Annotated in this window: 16 protein-coding genes; 6 read left to right on the forward strand and 10 right to left on the reverse strand. The window is 64.8% G+C overall.

All coding sequences use genetic code 11. The features are described from left to right. Positions 1-190: 190 nt before the first annotated feature. The 5 genes from infB to ispG form a co-directional block, all read right to left on the reverse strand. The gene (infB, locus tag E3T27_RS13190; RefSeq protein WP_134573276.1) at positions 191-3,055 is read right to left on the reverse strand and encodes a translation initiation factor IF-2; all 2,865 of its coding nucleotides are present in this window, start codon (positions 3,053-3,055) and stop codon (positions 191-193) included. A gap of 76 nt (positions 3,056-3,131) precedes the next feature. Continuing rightward, positions 3,132-3,389, reverse strand: a complete 258-nt coding sequence (locus tag E3T27_RS13195) for a YlxR family protein (protein WP_104127324.1) — start codon at positions 3,387-3,389, stop codon at positions 3,132-3,134. Positions 3,390-3,397: 8 nt separating this feature from the next. Further along, a complete protein-coding gene (gene nusA / locus E3T27_RS13200; protein ID WP_134573278.1) occupies positions 3,398-4,435 on the reverse strand; it encodes a transcription termination factor NusA in 1,038 nt (345 codons plus the stop codon). A 183-nt stretch (positions 4,436-4,618) separates the two neighbouring features. Further along, positions 4,619-6,394, reverse strand: coding sequence for a proline--tRNA ligase (locus tag E3T27_RS13205; RefSeq protein ID WP_134573280.1), 1,776 nt, complete (start codon positions 6,392-6,394; stop codon positions 4,619-4,621). Positions 6,395-6,514: 120 nt separating this feature from the next. Continuing rightward, on the reverse strand, positions 6,515-7,669 hold the full coding sequence (ispG, locus tag E3T27_RS13210; protein ID WP_174722219.1) for a flavodoxin-dependent (E)-4-hydroxy-3-methylbut-2-enyl-diphosphate synthase: 1,155 nt from the start codon (positions 7,667-7,669) through the stop codon (positions 6,515-6,517). A 306-nt stretch (positions 7,670-7,975) separates the two neighbouring features. On the opposite strand from ispG, the gene E3T27_RS13215 reads away from it, so the two are divergent. After that, entirely contained in the window at positions 7,976-9,160 is a 1,185-nt protein-coding gene (locus tag E3T27_RS13215; RefSeq protein WP_104197064.1) for an acetyl-CoA C-acetyltransferase, read from the forward strand. Between the two features lie 150 nt (positions 9,161-9,310). Here E3T27_RS13215 and E3T27_RS13220 read toward each other — a convergent pair whose 3' ends face one another. Further along, positions 9,311-10,690 carry a M50 family metallopeptidase gene (locus E3T27_RS13220; RefSeq protein ID WP_134573282.1) on the reverse strand — a complete coding sequence of 460 codons (1,380 nt, stop codon included), beginning with the start codon at positions 10,688-10,690 and terminating at the stop codon, positions 9,311-9,313. A gap of 108 nt (positions 10,691-10,798) precedes the next feature. Between E3T27_RS13220 and E3T27_RS13225 the strand changes: the two genes are divergently transcribed. Continuing rightward, positions 10,799-12,139, forward strand: a complete 1,341-nt coding sequence (locus tag E3T27_RS13225) for a serine/threonine-protein kinase (protein WP_241992249.1) — start codon at positions 10,799-10,801, stop codon at positions 12,137-12,139. Beyond that, complete coding sequence (locus E3T27_RS13230) at positions 12,136-12,657, forward strand: mucin-associated surface protein (protein ID WP_104197066.1); 522 nt, start codon at positions 12,136-12,138, stop codon at positions 12,655-12,657. The genes E3T27_RS13225 and E3T27_RS13230 overlap by 4 nt, the downstream gene beginning before the upstream one ends. A gap of 12 nt (positions 12,658-12,669) precedes the next feature. Here the strand turns inward: E3T27_RS13230 and dxr are convergent, their stop codons facing one another. After that, complete coding sequence (dxr, locus tag E3T27_RS13235) at positions 12,670-13,752, reverse strand: 1-deoxy-D-xylulose-5-phosphate reductoisomerase (protein ID WP_134573284.1); 1,083 nt, start codon at positions 13,750-13,752, stop codon at positions 12,670-12,672. A 44-nt stretch (positions 13,753-13,796) separates the two neighbouring features. Between dxr and E3T27_RS13240 the strand changes: the two genes are divergently transcribed. After that, positions 13,797-14,636, forward strand: coding sequence for a lysophospholipid acyltransferase family protein (locus E3T27_RS13240; protein ID WP_420898069.1), 840 nt, complete (start codon positions 13,797-13,799; stop codon positions 14,634-14,636). A gap of 52 nt (positions 14,637-14,688) precedes the next feature. Then, the gene (locus tag E3T27_RS13245) at positions 14,689-16,035 is read left to right on the forward strand and encodes an aminotransferase class III-fold pyridoxal phosphate-dependent enzyme (protein WP_134573286.1); all 1,347 of its coding nucleotides are present in this window, start codon (positions 14,689-14,691) and stop codon (positions 16,033-16,035) included. 125 nt (positions 16,036-16,160) lie between these two features. On the opposite strand, the gene E3T27_RS13250 is transcribed toward E3T27_RS13245, so the two are convergent. Continuing rightward, on the reverse strand, positions 16,161-17,315 hold the full coding sequence (locus E3T27_RS13250) for an RAD23 family protein (RefSeq protein WP_134573288.1): 1,155 nt from the start codon (positions 17,313-17,315) through the stop codon (positions 16,161-16,163). After that, complete coding sequence (locus tag E3T27_RS13255; RefSeq protein WP_104197070.1) at positions 17,312-17,671, reverse strand: PadR family transcriptional regulator; 360 nt, start codon at positions 17,669-17,671, stop codon at positions 17,312-17,314. Before E3T27_RS13255 ends, E3T27_RS13250 begins: the two co-directional genes overlap by 4 nt. A 512-nt stretch (positions 17,672-18,183) precedes the next feature. Between E3T27_RS13255 and E3T27_RS13260 the strand changes: the two genes are divergently transcribed. Further along, the gene (locus E3T27_RS13260) at positions 18,184-18,684 is read left to right on the forward strand and encodes a hypothetical protein (RefSeq protein WP_104197072.1); all 501 of its coding nucleotides are present in this window, start codon (positions 18,184-18,186) and stop codon (positions 18,682-18,684) included. 81 nt (positions 18,685-18,765) lie between these two features. On the opposite strand, the gene E3T27_RS13265 is transcribed toward E3T27_RS13260, so the two are convergent. Continuing rightward, on the reverse strand, positions 18,766-19,248 hold the full coding sequence (locus E3T27_RS13265; RefSeq protein WP_134573290.1) for an OsmC family protein: 483 nt from the start codon (positions 19,246-19,248) through the stop codon (positions 18,766-18,768). Positions 19,249-19,313 lie beyond the last annotated feature (65 nt).

Below are 19,313 nucleotides of genomic sequence, written 5' to 3' on the forward strand. Positions count from 1 at the left end.
GGTCGTCCTTAACTTTTTTCTCCGCCGCAGGATGACGGACATCCGCCTAGCAATTGAGGGTGCAAGCAAAATTTCCCACTAAATGGGAATCGGGGTACGGGTCCCGCTCTTTCCTTTGAGTAGGAAATTACGAAGACTCGACCCCAAAGGGGTCGGACTCAGATACCAAGTCCGACCCCCAAAACCAACGCTAGACGCGCGGCTTCTCCTTCATTTCGATGGTCTCGATCTCATCGCCAATTCGGATGTCGTTGAACTTGCCCAGTCCGATACCACACTCGAAGTCCGTGCGGACCTCGGTGACATCGTCCTTGAAGCGACGCAGCGACTCGATGCCCAGGTTGTCCCCCACCACGATGCCCTCGCGAATAACGCGAGCCTTGGCATTTCGGGTGATGGTACCGGAGCGCACGATGACACCGGCGACGTTTCCGAACTTCGACGAGCTGAAGACCTCGCGAATTTCGGCGATACCACTCTGGATCTCTTCGTACTCGGGCTTGAGCATTCCCTTGAGGGAATTCTCGATGTCCTCGAGGGCGGAGTAGATGACGGAGTAGAACCGTACGTCGACGCCTTCGCGAGCGGCACGCTCGCGGGCCTTCGTGTCGGGGCGAACGTTGAACCCGATGATGATGGCGTTGTCGACGGTGGCGAGGTTGACGTCGCTCTCCGTGACCGCACCGACACCACGGTGGATGATGCGCAGTTGAACCGAATCGTCGACCTCGATCTTGAGCAGCGACTCTTCCAGGGCCTCAACGGCACCGGAAACGTCACCCTTGATGATGAGGTTGAGCGACTCGACCTTGCCCTCTTCGAGGGCACGGGTGAAGTCTTCGAGGCTGATGCGCTTGCGGGCCTTGGCCAGCAGGGCGTTGCGCTCGGCGGCTTCACGCTTCTCGGCGATCTGACGGGCGGTGCGGTCTTCCTCGATGACAAGGAAGGTGTCGCCGGCGCGCGGGACGCTCGAGAGACCCTGCACCTGGACCGCGCGGGACGGCGTGGCGGCGAGAACGGCGACACCGTTTTCGTCGGCCATTGCACGAACGCGGCCGTAAGCCGTTCCGGCGACGATGGAGTCTCCCACGTGCAGCGTTCCGGACTGGATGAGCACGGTTGCCACCGCGCCGCGGCCCTTGTCGAGGCGAGCCTCGATGGCGACACCACGGGCATCCTTGTTCGGGTTGGAGCGCATGTCGAGTCCGGCATCGGCGACCAGGAGCACAGCATCAAGAATTTCCTGGATACCGGTCTTGTTCTTGGCCGACACGTCGACGAACATGACGTCTCCGCCGTACTCTTCCGCGACGAGGCCGAATTCGGTGAGCTGCTGACGCACCTTCTGCGGGTTCGCGCCGGGCTTGTCGATCTTGTTCACAGCCACCACGATCGGAACGTTGGCGGCCTGGGCGTGGTTGAGCGCCTCAATGGTCTGGGGCATGATGCCGTCATCGGCAGCGACCACGAGAATGGCGATGTCGGTGACCTGCGCGCCACGGGCACGCATGGCGGTGAACGCCTCGTGGCCTGGTGTGTCAATGAAGGTCAGCGCACGGTCGATACCCTCGTGCTCGGTGATGATCTGGTACGCACCAATGTGCTGCGTGATGCCACCGGCTTCACCCTCAGCGACCTTGGCGTTACGGATCGCGTCCAGAAGCGCGGTCTTACCGTGATCGACGTGACCCATGACGGTGACGACGGGAGGACGAATCTCGAGGTCTTCGTCGGTTTCATCTTCGAGTTCCTGGTCGATGTCGATGTCGAACGCGAGCAGCAGCTCACGGTCTTCGTCATCGGGAGAGACCATCTGAATCTTGTAACCGAGCTCGCTGCCCAGCACATCGAACGTCGCCTCGTCGAGGGACTCTGTTGCCGTGGCCATTTCACCGAGGTGGAACAGTACGGTAACGAGGTTTCCGGGGCTCGCGTCGATCTTGTCGGCGAAGTCCGTGATGGATGCTCCGCGACGAAGACGAACAACAGTTCCACCGTCGCCGCGGGGTACGGATACTCCACCCAGCGACGGGGCCTCGCGCAGTTCGAACTCTGCTCTTTTCGTGCGCTTGGACTTGCGCGCCTTGTTCTTGCCACCACCGCGGCCGAAGGCACCAGCAGTGCCACCGCCGGGGCCGCGACCGCGACCGGCTCCACCGCCACCGCCGGCAGGACGAGGCGGGCCGAAGCCGGGGGCTCCGGCAGGAGCACCGGGACGAGTGAATCCGGGGCGTGCCGCGCCGGCTCCGCCCGGGGCGCCACCAGGACGCTGGAAAGCGCCGGGCCGCTGGCCGAAGCCGGTCGGGCGAGCGGCCTGACCGGGTCCGCCGGGGCGCGGAGCGCCGGGGCGCGGTGCCGGCGGGCGCGGAATGTTGCTTGGGGTTGGTGTCGCGGGACGCTGGCCCATGCCCTGCGCACTCGCGAACGGGTTGTTACCCGGACGCGGCGGCTGGGTTGGACGCTGGCCCATGCCCTGGTTGCTGGCGAACGGGTTGTTACCCGGACGTGCTGCTCCGGGGCGAGGCATGCCGGGCTTGACCGGCGTAGCCGATCCTTCCGTAGTTTTCGCTTTGGAGGTCTCGGTGCTGGGCTTGTCGGCAGCGTCAGCGGCGGCGGCCTGGTCAGCGGCAGCAACTTTCTGGGCAGCTTCAGCTTTCTGGGCGGCCTGCGCCTGGCGCTCGGCCACGGTCAGCGGCGCGACCGGAAGGGGTGCGGCATCCGCTGCCGGGACAGACTCGACAACGACCGGGGATACCGGCTCAGCAACGGGCTTGGGGCCGGGACGAGCACCCGGCTTGGCGCCGTGGCTCGGTCGAGCAGGCGTTGCCGTAGTGACATTGCCAACAACGGCGCCAGCGGCCTGCACGGGTGTTGCAGCCTTAGCAGCGGCGCTTTCCGACTCGAGAGCGGCGCGAAGGCGACGTGCCACCGGCGGCTCAACACTGGAAGACGGTCCCTTGACGAACTCGCCCATTTCTTTCAATTTAGCAAGGGCTACCTTGCTGTCTACTCCGAGCTCGGTAGCGATCTCGTGTACGCGTGGTTTCGCAGCCACAATTCTCCTGTTCCGGGCCTGCACCCGGAAAGGGGCAGGCCGTTAGTAACGGACGGGTCTCATTTCGAGCCGCTCATTAGTTATCCATAAGCCAATTCAGCCTGTTCTCTAGTTGTTTCGCGTCCAGTGACCTGGTCACGCGAAAGGCACGCCCGAAAGCGTGTCGCCTTACGGCATCCTGAAAGCACGAGTGGCGGGCATGCAGCCACGCACCTCTACCGGGGATTGTGGCGGTTTCATCCACCACAATTTCTGATTTCCCAGCAACGATCCGCAAAAGTGAGGATCGAGGGGCGCGCGAACGGCAGCCAATACACGTTCTAACGGGTTCCATCGTACCCCCTATTCGGCATCCTCCAGAATGCTGTCCGGCTGGATGTCGATTTTCGCACCGGTCAACTTGGCCGCGAGGCGGGCATTCTGGCCTTCCTTGCCGATCGCAAGGGACAGCTGGTAGTCGGGCACGAGGGCACGCACAGCCTTGATCGACTCGTCGATCAAGTAGGCACTGGTCACCTTGGCCGGCGACAGGGCACTCGCGACGAAGGTCGCGAGGTCGGGCGAGAAGTCGACGATGTCGATCTTCTCGTTGTTGAGCTCAACGGTCACGGCGCGCACACGCTGGCCGAGCTCACCGATGCAGGCACCCTTGGCGTTGACGCCAGGCTCCGTGGCGCGCACGGCGATCTTGGTGCGATGTCCAGCTTCACGAGCGAGCGAGACGATCTCGACGACTCCGCTCGCGATCTCGGGCACCTCGAGAGCGAACAGTTTGCGCACGAGCGAGGGATGGGTGCGCGACACGGTGATCTGCGGGCCCTTGAGTCCGCGACCGACGGCCGTGACGAACACGCGAATGCGCGCGCCGTGCACGTAGCTCTCGGTAGGAACCTGCTCCTCGGGGGGCATGATCGCTTCGATCGTGCCGAGATCGACGTGAATCATGCGGGGGTTCGGTCCCTGCTGAATGATTCCGGCGATGATGTCACCCTCGCGACCCTTGAATTCACCGAGCACAGCGTCGTCCGCCAGGTCGCGCAGACGCTGGTTGATGACCTGCTTGGCGGCGAAGGCTGCGATACGCCCGAAATCGGTCGGGTTGTCGACGGCTTCGCCGACGACGTTGCCCTCGTCATCGTGCTCGGGAACGTAGATGTCGACGTGCCCGGTCTTGCGGTCGAGAACGACGCGCGCTTCGGGCACTTCCTGACCGGAGTGATTGGCATCAGCAATCTTCGAAGCTTCAAGCTTCGTCACATCTTGCTGGATGTGCTTGCCATAGGCAATCAGAATCGCCTGTTCAATGATGTGCACGAGTTCCTCAAAGGGAATCTCTTTTTCGCGCTCCAGTAGCCGCAAAACACTGAGGTCGATGTCCATGGCCGGCCTCCTCTATTCAGATCTTGCCGCCGCGAAACCGCGCAGCGGGCTGAAGACAACGGTACCCGAATCTGCGGCGTCCCGTCACCCACTCCCCCCGCGCCCGGCCGGTTGGGCGGGTTCGCTACAGAGCGGATGCTGCCGGCTCAGCCAGCCGGCAGCATCCGCTCGCGATGCGGTCGATCAGGCGAAGTGCTGGGCGAAGTGCAGTGCGACGTCGGCGACGTCGACCTGCTCGCGGTCGCCGGTACGGCGGTTCCACAGTTCGACGATGCCGTCAGCTGCGCCGCGGCCGACGATGACGATCCACGGCACGCCGATGAGTTCGGCGTCACCGAATTTGACGCCGGGTGAGACCTTACGGCGGTCGTCGTAGAGCACGTCGCGGCCGGTGGCCTCGATCGCAGCGACGACGGCCTCCGCGGTGTCGAAGACAATCTCGTCCCGGCCGGTGGCGATCACGTGTACGTCGAACGGGGTGACCGATTCGGGCCAGATCAGGCCCTTTGCGTCGTTGTTGAGTTCGGCGATGACCGCGAGGATGCGGGTGACGCCGATGCCGTATGAACCCATCGTGACCGTGACCAGCTTGCCGTTCTCGTCGAGAACCTTGAGGCCGAGTACCTCGGCGTACTTGCGGCCGAGCTGGAACACGTGCCCGATTTCCATACCGCGAATGAGTTCGACCGGGCCGGAGCCGTCGGGGGCCGGGTCGCCGGCGCGCACATCGGAGGCTTCGACCACATCGTCGATGGCGAAGTCGCGGCCGGCGACAAGACCGAACACGTGGCGGCCTGCTTCGTTGGCGCCGGTGATCCACTCGGTGCCAGAGACCACGCGCGGGTCGACCAGAAAACGGATGCCGGTGGTCGACGCCGTGCCGAGCACGACGCCCTGCGCACCCCACGGGCCGATGTAACCCTTGACCAGGCCGGGGTTCTTAGCGAAGTCGCCCTCGTTGGCGGCCTCAACCTCGGCCGGCGCGAACGCCACCTCGACACGTTTGAGGTCGACCTCGCGGTCGCCGGGAACGCCGATCGCGATCAGTTCACGGGTGCCGTCCAGGCTGGTCAGCGCGAGCACGACGTTCTTGAGCGTGTCGGCTGCCGTCCACTCCCGACCATCAAGACGGGGATGTTCGGCGTTGGCCTTGTCGACCAGCGTCTGGATAGTCGGGGTGTTCGGGGTGTCGAAGACCTGCGCGGCGGGCAGCGCGGTGAAATCCTTGTCGGCCGGCACGAGGGTACGAAACGCCTCGATGTTGGCCGCGTAACCGCTGGCGCTGCGCACGAAGGTGTCTTCGCCGACGGGGGTGGGGTGCAGAAACTCTTCGCTCTTGGAGCCACCCATCGCGCCGGCATCCGCTTGCACGATCTCGTAATCAAGGCCGAAACGGGTGAAGATGCGCTCATAGGCATCGCGCTGCAGCTGGTAGCTGACGTCGAGTCCGGCGTCGGTGTAGTCAAACGAATAGGCGTCTTTCATGGTGAACTCGCGGCCGCGCAGCAGTCCGCCCCGCGAGCGGGCCTCATCGCGGTACTTGTCCTGAATCTGGTAAATGGCCAGCGGCAGGTCTTTATAGCTGCCATACAGGTCTTTCACCAGCAGCGCGAAGACCTCTTCGTGGGTCGGCGCGAGCAGCATGTCCGAGCCCTTGCGGTCTTTCAGGCGAAAAATCCCCTCGCCGTATTCGTCCCAGCGGCCGGTCACCTCGTACGGCTCGCGCGGCAGCAGGGCCGGAAAGTGCACCTCGTGCGCGCCAGCGGCGGTCATCTCCTCGCGGATGATGCGCTCCACTTTGGCCTTCACCCGCAGTCCGAGCGGCAGCCAGGCAAAAATACCCGGGGCCTGACGACGGATATACCCGGCCCGCACGAGCAGGCGGTGGCTGGTCACCTCGGCGTCGGAGGGGTCTTCGCGGAGAGTACGGAGGAAGTAGTTGGAGAGACGTGTAGGCACCCGTCTACCTTACGCGGGCGCCGCCATCCGCTCTGTCCGTTCGCTGCGTACGTTCGCTCTCCTCCGCTAGACGTCTTCGTGGCATTACCGTCGAATACGCTCGCCTCGAGATTAGACCTGCTACTTCGCGCCGACAGACACCGTGGGGCTGCCGAGCTCGGCGGCGGGCATCTCTGCGGCGAGACGGTTGGCCTCTTCGATGAGCGTGGCTACGATCTCGGACTCGGGTACGGTCTTGATGACCTCACCGCGCACGAAGATCTGGCCCCTGCCGTTGCCGCTGGCGACGCCAAGATCGGCCTCGCGGGCCTCCCCCGGTCCATTGACGACGCAACCCATGACCGCGACACGCAGCGGCACAGTCATGCCCTCGAGCCCATCGGTGACGTCATTGGCGAGCTTGTAAACATCCACCTGCGCCCGGCCGCAGCTCGGGCAGGAGACGATCTCGAGCTTGCGTTCGCGCAGGTTGAGCGACTGCAGAATCTGCAGGCCCACCTTGATCTCCTCGACCGGAGGGGCACTCAGGGACACACGGATAGTGTCGCCAATGCCCTCGCCGAGCAGGATGCCGAATGCTGTTGCGCTCTTGATCGTGCCCTGGAAGCTCGGGCCAGCCTCGGTGACGCCGAGGTGCAAGGGCCAGTCGCCTCGTTCAGCGAGCAAACGGTAGGCCTTGACCATGATCACCGGGTCGTTGTGCTTGACCGAGATTTTGAAGTCGTGAAAGTCGTGTTCCTCGAAGAGGCTCGCCTCCCAGACGGCGCTCTCGACGAGCGCCTCAGGGGTAGCTTTGCCGTATTTTTGCATGAGGCTCGGCTCGAGCGATCCGGCGTTGACTCCGATGCGCAGGCTCACGCCCGCCGCCTTCGCGGCAGCAGCGATCTTGCCGACCTGGTCGTCGAACTTGCGGATGTTGCCGGGGTTGACCCGCACGGCAGCGCAGCCAGCGTCGATCGCGGCGAAGACATAGTTCGGCTGGAAGTGGATATCCGCGATCACCGGAATCTGGCTCTTCTTCGCGATGATCGGCAGCGCCTCGGCATCATCGCGCGTCGGAACCGCCACGCGCACGATGTCGCAGCCGGTCGCCGTGAGTTCGGCGATCTGCTGGAGCGTTGCATTGATGTTTGTCGTCGGAGTCGTCGTCATCGATTGCACGCTCACTTGAGCATTGCCACCGACCAGGACCTTTCCGACCTTGATCTGACGGGATTTACGTCTGGGAGCGAGTACCTCAGGTACTTTGGGCATCCCCAAGTTGATTGCAGCCACGGTCCTAGCTTAGTTGTCGCAGTCTGCGCCAAGCTGAATGCCGCCCCCTCATCCTCGCCCTGCTGCTGTGCACGCCACTGGACAGAGAACAGGTCTCCGCCGACACCGGGGCTGGGAGCGGCCGGTACTCGTGACTCGTCGTGTTCACACGCCGTACACAGCGCGCACTGCCGCCGTGCGGGTTGGCCGATTTCAACAATCCAGGGTTTTGAGATGGCACAGTCCAGAGTTCTCTGAAGATATCTGGGGCTCACCCCAATATGCTGGGAAGGTGGTATGTAGCATCTCATAGACGAAGGAGTCTCCATGACCGAAACAGACGTCGTAATCCTGGCCGGATCACGCACCCCGCAGGGTCGCGTGAACGGGCAGCTCTCATCCCTCACCGCCGTTGACCTCGGCGCCGCCGCCATTGAAGGGGCCCTCGCCCGGGCCGGAGTAGCTCCGGAGCAGGTCGACTTCGTGCTCATGGGACAGGTACTACAAGCCGGCTGCGGGCAGAATCCGGCGCGGCAGTCCAGCGTGGCTGCGGGCATCCCCTGGAACGTGCCGGCCATGACGCTCAACAAGGTGTGCCTGTCCGGCCTGGCCGCCGTGATCGACGCCGCCCGGCTGGTGCGGCTCGGCGAAGCGGATGTCGTCGTGGCCGGTGGCCAGGAATCCATGTCGCGCGCTCCCCACCTGCTGCCCGGCGCACGCCAAGGTTGGGCCTACGGAACCGTATCGGCCCTCGATCACGCCGCCCACGACGGGCTCACCGACGCGTTCGACGGACTCTCGATGGGACTCTCGACGGAGCGCGCCAACGTTGAACTCGGCCAAACCCGGCTCGAGCAGGACGAAATCGCCGCCGCCTCGCACCAGCGGGCCGCCGCGGCCGCAGCCCATGACGTCTTTCACGACGAGATCACGCCCATCAGCGTGCCGCAGCGTAAGGGCGAGCCGCTCCTGATCAGCACCGACGAAGGAGTGCGTGCCGAGAGCACGACCGAGACGCTCGGCCGATTGCGCCCGGCATTCGACCCGGCGGGAAGCATCACCGCCGGCAACGCGGCGCCACTGAGCGACGGCGCGAGCGCGATCGTCGTGACCAGCCGCGCCTGGGCGGAGAAGCACGGTCTGCCCTGGCTGGCCGTGATTGAGGCCAACGGCCAAGTCGCTGGCCCCGACAACTCCCTGCACTCCCAGCCGGCCAACGCGATCACGCATGCACTCGCCCGCCAGGGCTGGACCGTGGCGGACCTCGACGTGATCGAAATCAACGAGGCCTTCGCCTCGGTCGTGGCGCAGTCGTCGAAGGTGCTCGGGGTGAGCGCCGACGAGGTGAACATTCACGGCGGTGGCATCGCGATCGGTCACCCCATCGGGTCGAGCGGCGGGCGCATTGCCCTGCATGCCGCGCTTGAACTGGCGCGTCGCGGCACCGGCAAGGCCGCCGTGGCCCTGTGCGGCGGCGGCGGCCAGGGCGAAGCGCTGCTGTTGTCGCGGTAGCTTTTTCTCGCGGGAGGTTTTTTCTGGGTCGGAACGGCGGGGCCTGGACGTGCCGCGAGCGTAGCCAGATCATCGTCCCGCCGTGCGGTCAACAGGATCAGTTCAAGGGTGGAGCCATACCCGCTGGTGAGAATCGGGTAGCGCAGTGCGCTAACCGAAGAAGTTGATCGGCTTGACGATGTCGGCGTAGATGAGCAACAGGCTCATCCCGCCGAGTAGAACAACGACCGCCAGCGTAAGCGGCATGAGCTTGGCCATGTCGACTGGCCCCGGATCTGGCCGTTTGAACAGTTTCGCGAAGAATCGGCGGATACCTTCCCACAGCGCCCCGGCAACGTGGCCGCCGTCGAGCGGCAGCAGCGGCACAAGGTTGAAGACGAACAGGGCGATATTCAGCGATCCGAGCAAGCCGAGCATGCTCGCGACCTTGGTCGTGACCGGGATCGTGTCCAGGCTCGCGAGTTCGCCGGCCACCCGGCCGACACCGACTACGCTGATCGGTCCGTTCAGGTCGCGCTCCCCCGGGCCGAACGCAGCATTGGCCACGGCCACGAGCCGGTCGGGCAGGTTGAGGATCACGTGCGCGACTCCGGCGATGTTGTCGCCGACTGCGGGGAGCACGGCGGTCGCCGGCTGCGGTACGAGTTCGCTGGCCGCTCCGATTCCGACGAAGCCGACCTCCTCGGTAATCGCAGCGCCGGAAGCATCCGTTTTGACTTTGTTATCGGCGGTGTAAACGTAACGTTCGGTGAGTTTGGGGGTGAGCGAGAGATCGACGTCGGCACCGGCCCGTTCCACGACGACGGCGAGGGTGCGACCGGGTGCCGAGCGGATGATCTCGGTCGACTGCTCCCAGCTCGCGATGGCGGTGCCGCCGATACTGACCAGTCGGTCTCCGGGCAGTAGACCGGCAGCGGCGCCGGGTGATGCTTCATCAGTGGCCGCGCAGGTCTGTCGGTCGTTTGATGCGGGCAGCACACACTCGCTCACGCTGCCAACGCTGGTGCTGATCTGCGCGCTGCCGAATCCCATGAGCAAAATTGCGAACATCACGATCGCGATGAGCAGGTTCATGGTCGGCCCGCCGAGCATGATGATCACGCGTTTGTAGACCGGCAGTTGGTAGAACGCGCGGTGATCTTCACCCTCGCCGATGGTCTCCGCGCTGGCCTGGCGGGCATCGTCGACCAAGGTGGACAGGGCACTGGTTTTCTTCTCCGGTGCGCCCTCCTGCACCATCTGGTCGAAGAAGCCGGTGGTGGTGCTGCGGGGGGCTCCGCCCTTCTTGGAAGGCGGGAACATGCCGATCATGGCGATATAGCCACCCAGAGGCAGCGCTTTGACGCCGTATTCCGTCTCGCCCTTGGTGCGCGACCAAATCGTGGGTCCGAAGCCGATCATGTATTGGGTGACCTTGACGCCGAAGAGCTTCGCGGGCACGAGGTGGCCGATCTCATGCAGGCCGATGGACACGGCGAGCCCGACGACGACGATCGCGACGCCCAGTATGAATAGCAGTACGGTTTCCACTGTCGTAGAGTAACTGCATCAAGCTGCAAAGCGGCTGGCTGTGAACGTCGTCCACCCGTTACAGGGGTGCATGTGCTTTGCTAGATCGCGGATGCATCAGGAGGTCCCGTGTCTTACGAACCTGTTCCCACGCAGAAGCTGCCCGTTCCCGCCACACTTGGCCCGGTCGGCAGATTGCTGGCCGACCGTTTTTCAATCGAGAGCCTGGTCGGCGCAGGCGGGATGGCATCCGTTTATCGAGCGACCGATACCGCGCTCGGCCGAACCGTAGCCGTCAAATTGTTTCGAGCCGATGGAGGTGCCTCCGAGCCCGAACGCCAGAGCGGCGAAATCGCCTTGCTGGCAGGCCTGAACCATTTTGCTCTGGTCACCCTGTTCGACGCCGGTACTGCAGTCGTCGACGGCGCCTCGCGCACCTTCATCGTGATGGAATTCGTCGACGGCCCCGACCTGCGCACCCGCATCGAGAGCGGCCCGCTGCCGAGCCTCGATGTGGCCATAATGGGCGCCGACCTGGCCGAAGCGCTGCACTACGTGCACGAGCAGGGCATCATTCACCGAGACGTCAAACCGGCCAACGTCTTGCTGGCGCCGTCGGGTTTTCCCGGGCGCGGCATGCACGCCAAGCTCGCCGATTTCGGTATTGCCCGGCTCCTCGACGAGACCCGCCTGACGGCGACCGGGTCGTTGCTCGGTACCGCCAGCTATCTCAGTCCCGAGCAAGCGCTCGGTGGAGTTATCGCCGCGCCAACGGATGTCTATTCGCTCGGCCTGGTGCTGCTGGAATGCCTCACGGGAGTGCGCGCCTACCCCGGAACCGCCGTGGAATCGGCGATGGCGCGGCTGCAGCGTCAGCCGGAGATTCCCAGCCAACTCGGCCGCCGGTGGACCGACGTTCTCCGCGCCATGACCGCCCGCGATTTCGCCGACCGGCCCACTGCCGCCGACGCCGCCGGGTTGTTGCGTGCGCTCGCCACCGGCGCCGGCAGCAATGCCGATGCGCCCACCGTACTGTTGCCCGCGGCGGCGCCCACTGCCACCCTGTTGCTGCCGGCCGCTGCGCCCGACCCTACTTTGTTGCTTCCCGCCGCCGCGCCCGACCCCACGTTGCTGCTGCCCGCTAACGCTGACGCCCAGACCGAGATTCTGAAAACGAACGCTCCCGCCAGCATCCCCGCGTCCAGCATCCCCGCCGCCAGCATCCCCGCCGCCAGCATCCCCGCGTCCAGCATCCCCGCGTCCAGCATCCCCGCCAAGCCGCGCCGCCCCGTGCGCCGCCAGGTACTCCTCATGGTCGCGAGTGGGCTCACCGTGATCGGCCTCGCTGTCGCCGCCCTGCTCCTGCTCAACCCGGCCGAAGCGCCAGTCGCGGTACCACCGAGCTATCCGGCCGTGGACGGCACGCTGGGCACCCACCTTCAAATTCTTCAGGAAAGCGTGAACCCATGAATCGACGCTATCGACTGACCCTGTCCGTGGCCGCCCTGCTCCTCCTGCCGCTGACCGGTTGCACGGCCACCCCCGTCGACCTGCCTGCTGCCACCGCCGAGCAACTGCAAGGCGAGATTCTGGCGATCAGTGAAGCTTCCGCCGCCGGAGACTTCGCCAACGCTCAATCGTTGCTCACCGCCATGCAAGAGAATCTGCGAACGGCAGCCGCTTCCGGCGAGGTCGGCTCCGAACGATCGGCATCGATACAATCCGCGATCAATCTGGTACGAGACGATTTGACCGCTGAGATCGATGCCGCCGTCGTGGCCGCGGAGGCCGCGGCTCAGGCCGCTGCGGAAGCCGCAGCGGCGGCTGCGCAGCAGAACGACGAAGACGCCAAGAACCGCGCCGAACAGGATCAGAAAAACGCAGAGAACGCTCGGGAAGACGCCAAAGACGCCGCGGAAGAGGCCAAAGAAGCCCGGGAGGACTGCCTCAACGATAAGGACAAGGTCGAGGCCGGCGAGTGCAACTAGCGCACTAGTGCGTCAGCGCTTTGCTATCAGCTTGTCGGCGGCGTCACGCGCCCACCGTTCGGCCTCAGCCAGCGACTCCCGGGTAAGATTTGGTCCCTGTTCGTGGGATTCGACCACGCGCAGCACCGTGTCGACGATATCCAGGAAGCCGATGCGCCCAGCGTGAAAGGCAGCAACGGCCTGCTCGTTGGCCGCGTTGAATACCGCGGGATAGGTGCCACCCATGCGGCCGACCTTTTTGGCCAGTTCGACCGCTGGAAAAGCCGCGTTGTCGAGGGGTTCAAAAGTCCAGCTGTGCGGCACGGTCCAGTCGATCGGAGTGCCAACCGCGGCGACCCGGTTCGGCCAGTCCAGCCCGAGCGAGATCGGCAGCCGCATGTCCGGGGGGCTTGCCTGCGCGATCGTCGACCCATCGACGAATTCGACCATCGAATGCACCACTGATTGCGGGTGGACGACAGCGTCGATGCGGTCATATTCCACGTCGAACAACAGGTGCGCCTCGATGATCTCCAGGCCCTTGTTCACGAGGGTGGCCGAGTTGGTGGTCACCACGAGGCCCATGTTCCAGGTCGGGTGGGCGAGGGCCTGCGCGGGAGTGACCCGGGCAAGCTGCTCCCGGGTGAAACCTCGAAACGGCCCACCGGATGCCGTCAGCACGAGTCGACGCACCTCCGGCGGGGTTCCGGCAAGCAATGCCTGTGCAATGGCGGAGTGTTCGGAATCGACCGGCACGATCTGCCCGGGTGCCGCCAGCGACTTCACCAGATCACCGCCGACAATGAGCGACTCCTTATTGGCCAGGGCCAGGATGCGACCAGCCTTCAATGCGGCGAGCGTCGGTCCGAGACCGACCGAACCGGTGATGCCGTTCAGCACGACGTCGGCGTCGATGTCTCGCACAAGCTGCTCGGCAGCATCCGCTCCCAGGGCGGTGTGCTCGACCTGGAAGTCGAGGGCTTGCACCGCGAGCAGGTCGCGGTTACTGCCGGCCGCGAGGCCAACCACCTCGAATCGGTCAGGGTGGGAACGGATGACGTCGAGGGCCTGGGTTCCGATCGAGCCCGTGGACCCGAGGATAATTACTCTCTGCACCCCTCCATGCTAGGTGCACGCCGTCGGAGAGGTAGTGTCAACGGGTGACTGGTGCCAAAGCAGAACCCGATAACACTGATGCAACCGACACGAGCGACAGCACTCCCGCAGCCGTCACGCCAGACCCGACTGCTGACCAGCCCGACGAACCCGAACGCGTGAAACGTCCAGGTTTCGTCTATTTTCTCGGCTACGGCATCATGGCCCCCGTCGCCCGCGTCGTGTTTCGCCCACGAATCTTGGGCCGCGAGAACATCCCTGCCACCGGACGCGTCATTCTGGCCAGTAATCATCTCTCCTTCATCGACAGCATCGTCATACCGCTGGTCGCTACCCGACGGGTGCAATTTCTAGCCAAATCGACCTACTTCACCGGAACCGGTTTTCGGGGCTGGGTCTCCCGAACCTTCTTCACCGCGATCGGGGCCATTGGCGTGGAACGCGGCGCCGGTCAGGCAGCGCAGGTTGCTCTCGATGAGGGCCGCGCGGTACTCGACGCCGAGGGCGCGTTCGCGATCTACCCGGAGGGCACGCGTTCACTCGACGGCCGCCTCTATAAGGGACGCACCGGCGTTGCCTGGCTGGCCCTCACCACGGGCGCTGTCGTGGTTCCGGTTGGACTGATCGGCACACAGGAGATTCAGCCGGTGGGCACCACCCTGCCGCGCATCCGCAAGGTCACGGTCGCTTTCGGCAAGCCGCTCGACCTCAGCCATCACGGCCAGGCCACATCGGGGAAGGCCCGCCGCCAGGCAACGGATGAGATCATGGCGGCCATTCACGGCCTGTCCGGCCAGGAATTGGCTCATGCCTACAACGAATCGCCACCGGTCGGCACGCTGAATCGCCTCGCTCGCCGCGTCTTTCCGCGCGAACGCCTGTAGCCGTAAACCTCAGACGGTCGGCCACAAGCGCCGACAGTCATAGGCTGGACTAATGACTGCAACGTATTCGGTGCCCCAGCAACGCAAACTCGTCACGGCTCTTCCCGGGCCCAAGTCGGTCGAACTTCAGGCCAGGCGGGAGAAGTCGGTCGCCCGCGGCGCCGGCACCCTCGCCAACATCTACATGGATCACGGCGCAGGAGCGATCCTGGTCGACGTCGACGGCAACCAGATCATCGACCTCGGCAGTGGTATCGGGGTGACCACCATCGGTCACGCGCATCCGGATGTCGCGGCGGCGGCATCCGCCCAGGCAGCGAAGCTGACCCACACCCTATTCACGGTAACTCCGTACGAAAACTATGTGGCGGTAGCCGAGAAGCTCGCCGAGATCACCCCCGGCGACTTTGAAAAGCACTCGATTCTGGTCAACACCGGCGCTGAGGCCGTTGAGAACGCGGTCAAGATTGCCCGCAAGTTCACCGGCCGCCGTGCCATCGTGGCCCTCGACCACGCTTTCCACGGACGCACCAACCTGACCATGACAATGACCTATCGCCCCTGGCCGGAACGTGCCGGCATGGGTCCGTTCCCCGGTGAGATTTACAGTGTGCCCACCAGTTACCCGTTCCGCGACGGGCTCAGCGGGCTCGAAGCGGCCGAGAAGACCATCGACTACATCACGACTCACATCGGAGCGACCGAGATCGCGGCGTTCTTCGTCGAGCCGATCCAGGGCGACGGCGGCATCATCATTCCTGCGCCCGGCTATTTCAAGCGCATTCGCGAATTCTGCACCGAGAACGGTATCGTCTTCGTCGCCGATGAGATTCAGGCCGGCATCGCCCGCACCGGCGTCTGGTATTCGATCGAGCACCACGACGTCGTGCCCGACCTCATCACCACGGCCAAGGGAATCGCCGGCGGCTTTCCCCTCGCCGCCGTCACCGGCCGCGCCGACATCATGGATTCCGTGCAGCCTGGGGGTATCGGCGGCACCTTCGGCGGCAACCCGGTCTCAACCGCAGCCGCCCTCGCGGTGTTCAACCTCATCGAGCGGGACAACCTGTTGGGCGAGGCGAAGCGGGTCGAGGCCGCACTCTGGGCACGGATTGGTGACTGGGCGCAGAAGTTCTCCATCGTCGGCGAGGTTCGCGGCAAGGGCGCCATGTTCGGTGTCGAGCTCGTGCACCCCGGCACCAGAAAGCCCTACCCCGAAGCACTCACCGCGGTGATCAAGCACGCGACGACAAACGGGGTCATCGCGCTGGATGCCGGCAGCTGGGATTCCGTGCTGCGCATCATGCCGAGTGTTGTGATCTCCGACGAACTGATCGACGACGCTGCGACCGTGCTCGAAGAAGCACTGACCGCCCTGGTGGCCGCCTACCCCGCGTAGTCCCCTCCGTCGTCGCTCCCCGTCACCGAGCCGTGAGTTCAAGGCCCGTCCAGCGCTGAATTGGTCTCAGGCCCGCAGTTCGGCGGGTCAAAGTCACGGCGTGGGTGGCTGAAGGGGTGGGCTCGTCATTGTTCAGCCACTGGCGCAGCGGATGCTGCCGGTTCCGGCGATAGCGTGGGCGCTAGTGTCGTTGCCGGCGAAGGTGTCGGCGAAGGTGCCAGCGAGGGTGCTGGCGAAGGCTCTCCCGCAGCGGGCAGGTCGACCAGCGGCCGTACCTGGGCGAACGGGAGCGGCGCGGGCGTGGCATCCGCCTGGGAGGCCTGGCCGAGATAATCGTAGGTGTAGTCGATGTCGGCCGAGGCGACCAGCCGCAGCGGGTACACGTTCCAGCCGCTGCCGCCCGGTACCAGCAGGCTCGGCACGACCATGTCCTGCTCGCCGGCCGCATCAAGCTGCGGCAGGTACTTGGTATTGGCCGGGTCAACGACTACGTTGAGCGCGCGACCGTCCTGGTCGAACAACTGCACGTCGGTGAGCGGCTGGCCATTAGCGTCGTAGGCGAACAGGTTGGTCACCGCCTGGCCGTTCTGCACGAGTCCCGGCGAGCTCCTCGGGGTGGAATCCACATACGCGCTGGCCTGTGCGTTCACTGCCTGATGCGCCGTGAGCACCAGCACCAGGGGTAAGACAAGGAGCGCGCACACGCTGACCACGGTGCGAAAGCCAGGAAGCCAACGCCAGGGCAGCCAGCGGCCGCGACCCCACTGCACGCTCAAAATTACGAAGGACCCGAGAACCAGCCAACGCACCGGGTCGGTCGGCACGGTACTGATCGCACCTCCCAAGAATATTTCCGCGACCGCATAGACGACCCAGCCGCGCAGCACCCACCACAGCGGGCGCAACACGAGCAGAAAGTCGAGTACGGCCGCACCGGCCGCAGTCGAGCGGATGCGCCGGGCCGCGCCCGCCCGCACGGCACCGGTCCGGGCGCGCAGCCGGCGCAGCGCCGACACCTGAACCGCCGGCGTAGCTCCCCGCACGGGAAGCCCGGCCGCGCCGCGCAACTCGTCGGCGTAGGCGACCGGATCGCCGAGCTCGAGGTCTGGCGCAGCGACACCAGTATCGGCACCAGCGAAGTCAGCGGCCTGCTCGGTCAGGTCAGCTTCGAGGCCGTCAGTGAGGTCGTCGATATCGTCGGCCGGCAAATCGCTCAGAGCGGCCCGCACGGCCAGGGCGAAGTCGCGAATGGGCTGGGTCGTGGTGGCAGGGTCGCTCATGAGTTGTCGCCGATCGTGAGTAGGGGAACTGCGGGCTGGGGCTGTTCGAGCAGCCGGGTGAGGGTATCGGCGAAATGAGTCCAGTTCGCACGGTGTTCGGCGAGCATGGCCCGGCCGTTCGCGTTCATGCCGTAGTACTTACGGTGCGGCCCCCCGTCGGAGGGCACGACGTAGCTGGACAGCGCCCCCGCGCTGTACAGTCGCCGGAGGGTGCCGTAGACCGACGCGTCGCCGACCTCATCGAGCCCGGCGGCGCGCAACCGACGCACGATGTCGTAGCCATAGCCGTCGTCATCGACGATCACAGCCAAAACGGCCATATCGAGCACCCCCTTGAGCAACTGGGTGGTATCCATCGGTATCCCTTCCGATTAGCACTGCTCTTCAACGCATCCCACGCTACTACGCAAACCGCGCTACTGCGCCATCCACAATCAGAGCCGATCTCGCGGCGCCGTGAGTTTCGGCTCGTTCCAGCAGCGAAATGCGCTCAAATTCACGGCTCGACGACGCCTAGCACGCTCCAACCGTCGCGACCGGCTCCGGACCGGCCGGACTACACTTGCGCGTGGAAGCAGATTCCGTGCAGTGAACGAGCGGGGGCTCAATGAATTTCAGTAATGCCGGTAGCAATACTTCCTGCAGTGGTCAGCCCACACGCGCAATGGAGCTATCGAGGCGCCGGCAGGCTACGGTGATCGCCCGCGCAGCGATAGTTATGCTGTCGGCACTCGTGCTTTCCGGATGCGCCTCACCCGCGCCAGCTACCCCGGAAGCGAGCGTGTCACCCACGCAAGCCCACACAACGCCAGCGGCCCCACACAAGGTTGACAGAGAGGGGACGGCCGCGAGCGTTTCGACCATCACGATGAGCGGTTCGCAGTTGATGAGCGAGACGGCTATCGAGCAGCCGCGCTCCAGCGTTGACTTTGCGGAGGGGACGGACGCCGCCGTGGTCTTCCTCAGCGACGCACTGGCGACTGCGCCAGAGCTATCGACGAGCGAGATCGAGGCGTGCAGCAACGTGACGGCCCGCTATTCCTGGGGCGGCACCGCGCTCGTGCTCGATGTCTGGGAACCAGCTGGTTTTGTTGTCACCTTCAACGAGCCCAGTTTCAATGGTGTCGCCCTGAAAAGCAGCGGCAACTTCGCGGTCGGCGACAATGCCCAAGCTTTCTTCGATGCACTTCCCCGCGAGCAGGCTGTCGACGAGTACAACGACGGCTCTGGGCCCTTCGTCTATGACAAAGTAGCGGACGCGTCCCCGTGGGGCGAAAGCAACGCCTACGGAGGCGTCGCCCGCCTTGTGACCGGCGGAGAAGTCGTCAGCATCGTGGCGCCCGATACGACACGCGCCTTCTACTGCTAAACCTGCTCGCCGAGACGCGAGTTTCGGCTCGTATCAGCGCCGGAAAGCACTCAAGCTCACACCTCGGCAGCGCACCAGCGCTCAGGCGACGGTCACCGGCTCGTGACCGACCGGAAAATTCACCGAGGCCGCGATAAAGCATTCCCGGGCAGCCTCGGCGTGCAACGACTGCGCGAACTCGACCTGCTCGGGGTCGGTGATCGTCACCCGTGGCCGCAGCGTGACCGTCGTGAAGTGGCCACCGCCCCCGTGAAGCTGTTCCATCGTGCCGACCGGGGCATCCGTGTAGGCCGTCACGGTCACCCCGTTTCGGGCGGCCACGTGCAGGTACGACAAAAGATGGCACTGGCTGAGCGCCGCGAGCAGAAGCTCCTCCGGGTTCCAGCGATCATTGTCGCCGTGAAAGGTCGGATCGGACGAACCGCTGATTGCGGCCTTGTCAGGGGATGCCCGGCCGGCCGGCGAAATCAGATGGTCGCGTCCGTATGCCTTGTAGTGACTCGTTCCGGTGCCGCGATTGCCGGTCCACTCGACCCGCACCGCATATTCATGCACTCCGTTCATGCTTCTCCCTTGGCTCTATACGATTCTTGCAGCCGGTTCAGGTTCACGACGCTCACGGTCGGTAA

The organism is Cryobacterium lyxosi (genome assembly GCF_004403345.1).
GTDB lineage: Bacteria > Actinomycetota > Actinomycetes > Actinomycetales > Microbacteriaceae > Cryobacterium > Cryobacterium lyxosi.

Excerpts from the sequence above, each read along its gene's own strand:
- E3T27_RS13260 (WP_104197072.1), top strand. The coding sequence starts at position 18,184 with ATGAGCGGTTCGCAGTTGATGAGCGAGACGGCTATCGAGCAGCCGCGC.
- E3T27_RS13230 (WP_104197066.1), top strand. The coding sequence starts at position 12,136 with ATGAATCGACGCTATCGACTGACCCTGTCCGTGGCCGCCCTGCTCCTC.
- E3T27_RS13255 (WP_104197070.1), bottom strand. The coding sequence starts at position 17,671 with ATGGATACCACCCAGTTGCTCAAGGGGGTGCTCGATATGGCCGTTTTG.
- E3T27_RS13215 (WP_104197064.1), top strand. The coding sequence starts at position 7,976 with ATGACCGAAACAGACGTCGTAATCCTGGCCGGATCACGCACCCCGCAG.
- nusA (WP_134573278.1), bottom strand. The coding sequence starts at position 4,435 with ATGGACATCGACCTCAGTGTTTTGCGGCTACTGGAGCGCGAAAAAGAG.
- E3T27_RS13245 (WP_134573286.1), top strand. The coding sequence starts at position 14,689 with ATGACTGCAACGTATTCGGTGCCCCAGCAACGCAAACTCGTCACGGCT.
- E3T27_RS13250 (WP_134573288.1), bottom strand. The coding sequence starts at position 17,315 with ATGAGCGACCCTGCCACCACGACCCAGCCCATTCGCGACTTCGCCCTG.
- E3T27_RS13265 (WP_134573290.1), bottom strand. The coding sequence starts at position 19,248 with ATGAACGGAGTGCATGAATATGCGGTGCGGGTCGAGTGGACCGGCAAT.
- E3T27_RS13195 (WP_104127324.1), bottom strand. The coding sequence starts at position 3,389 with ATGGAACCCGTTAGAACGTGTATTGGCTGCCGTTCGCGCGCCCCTCGA.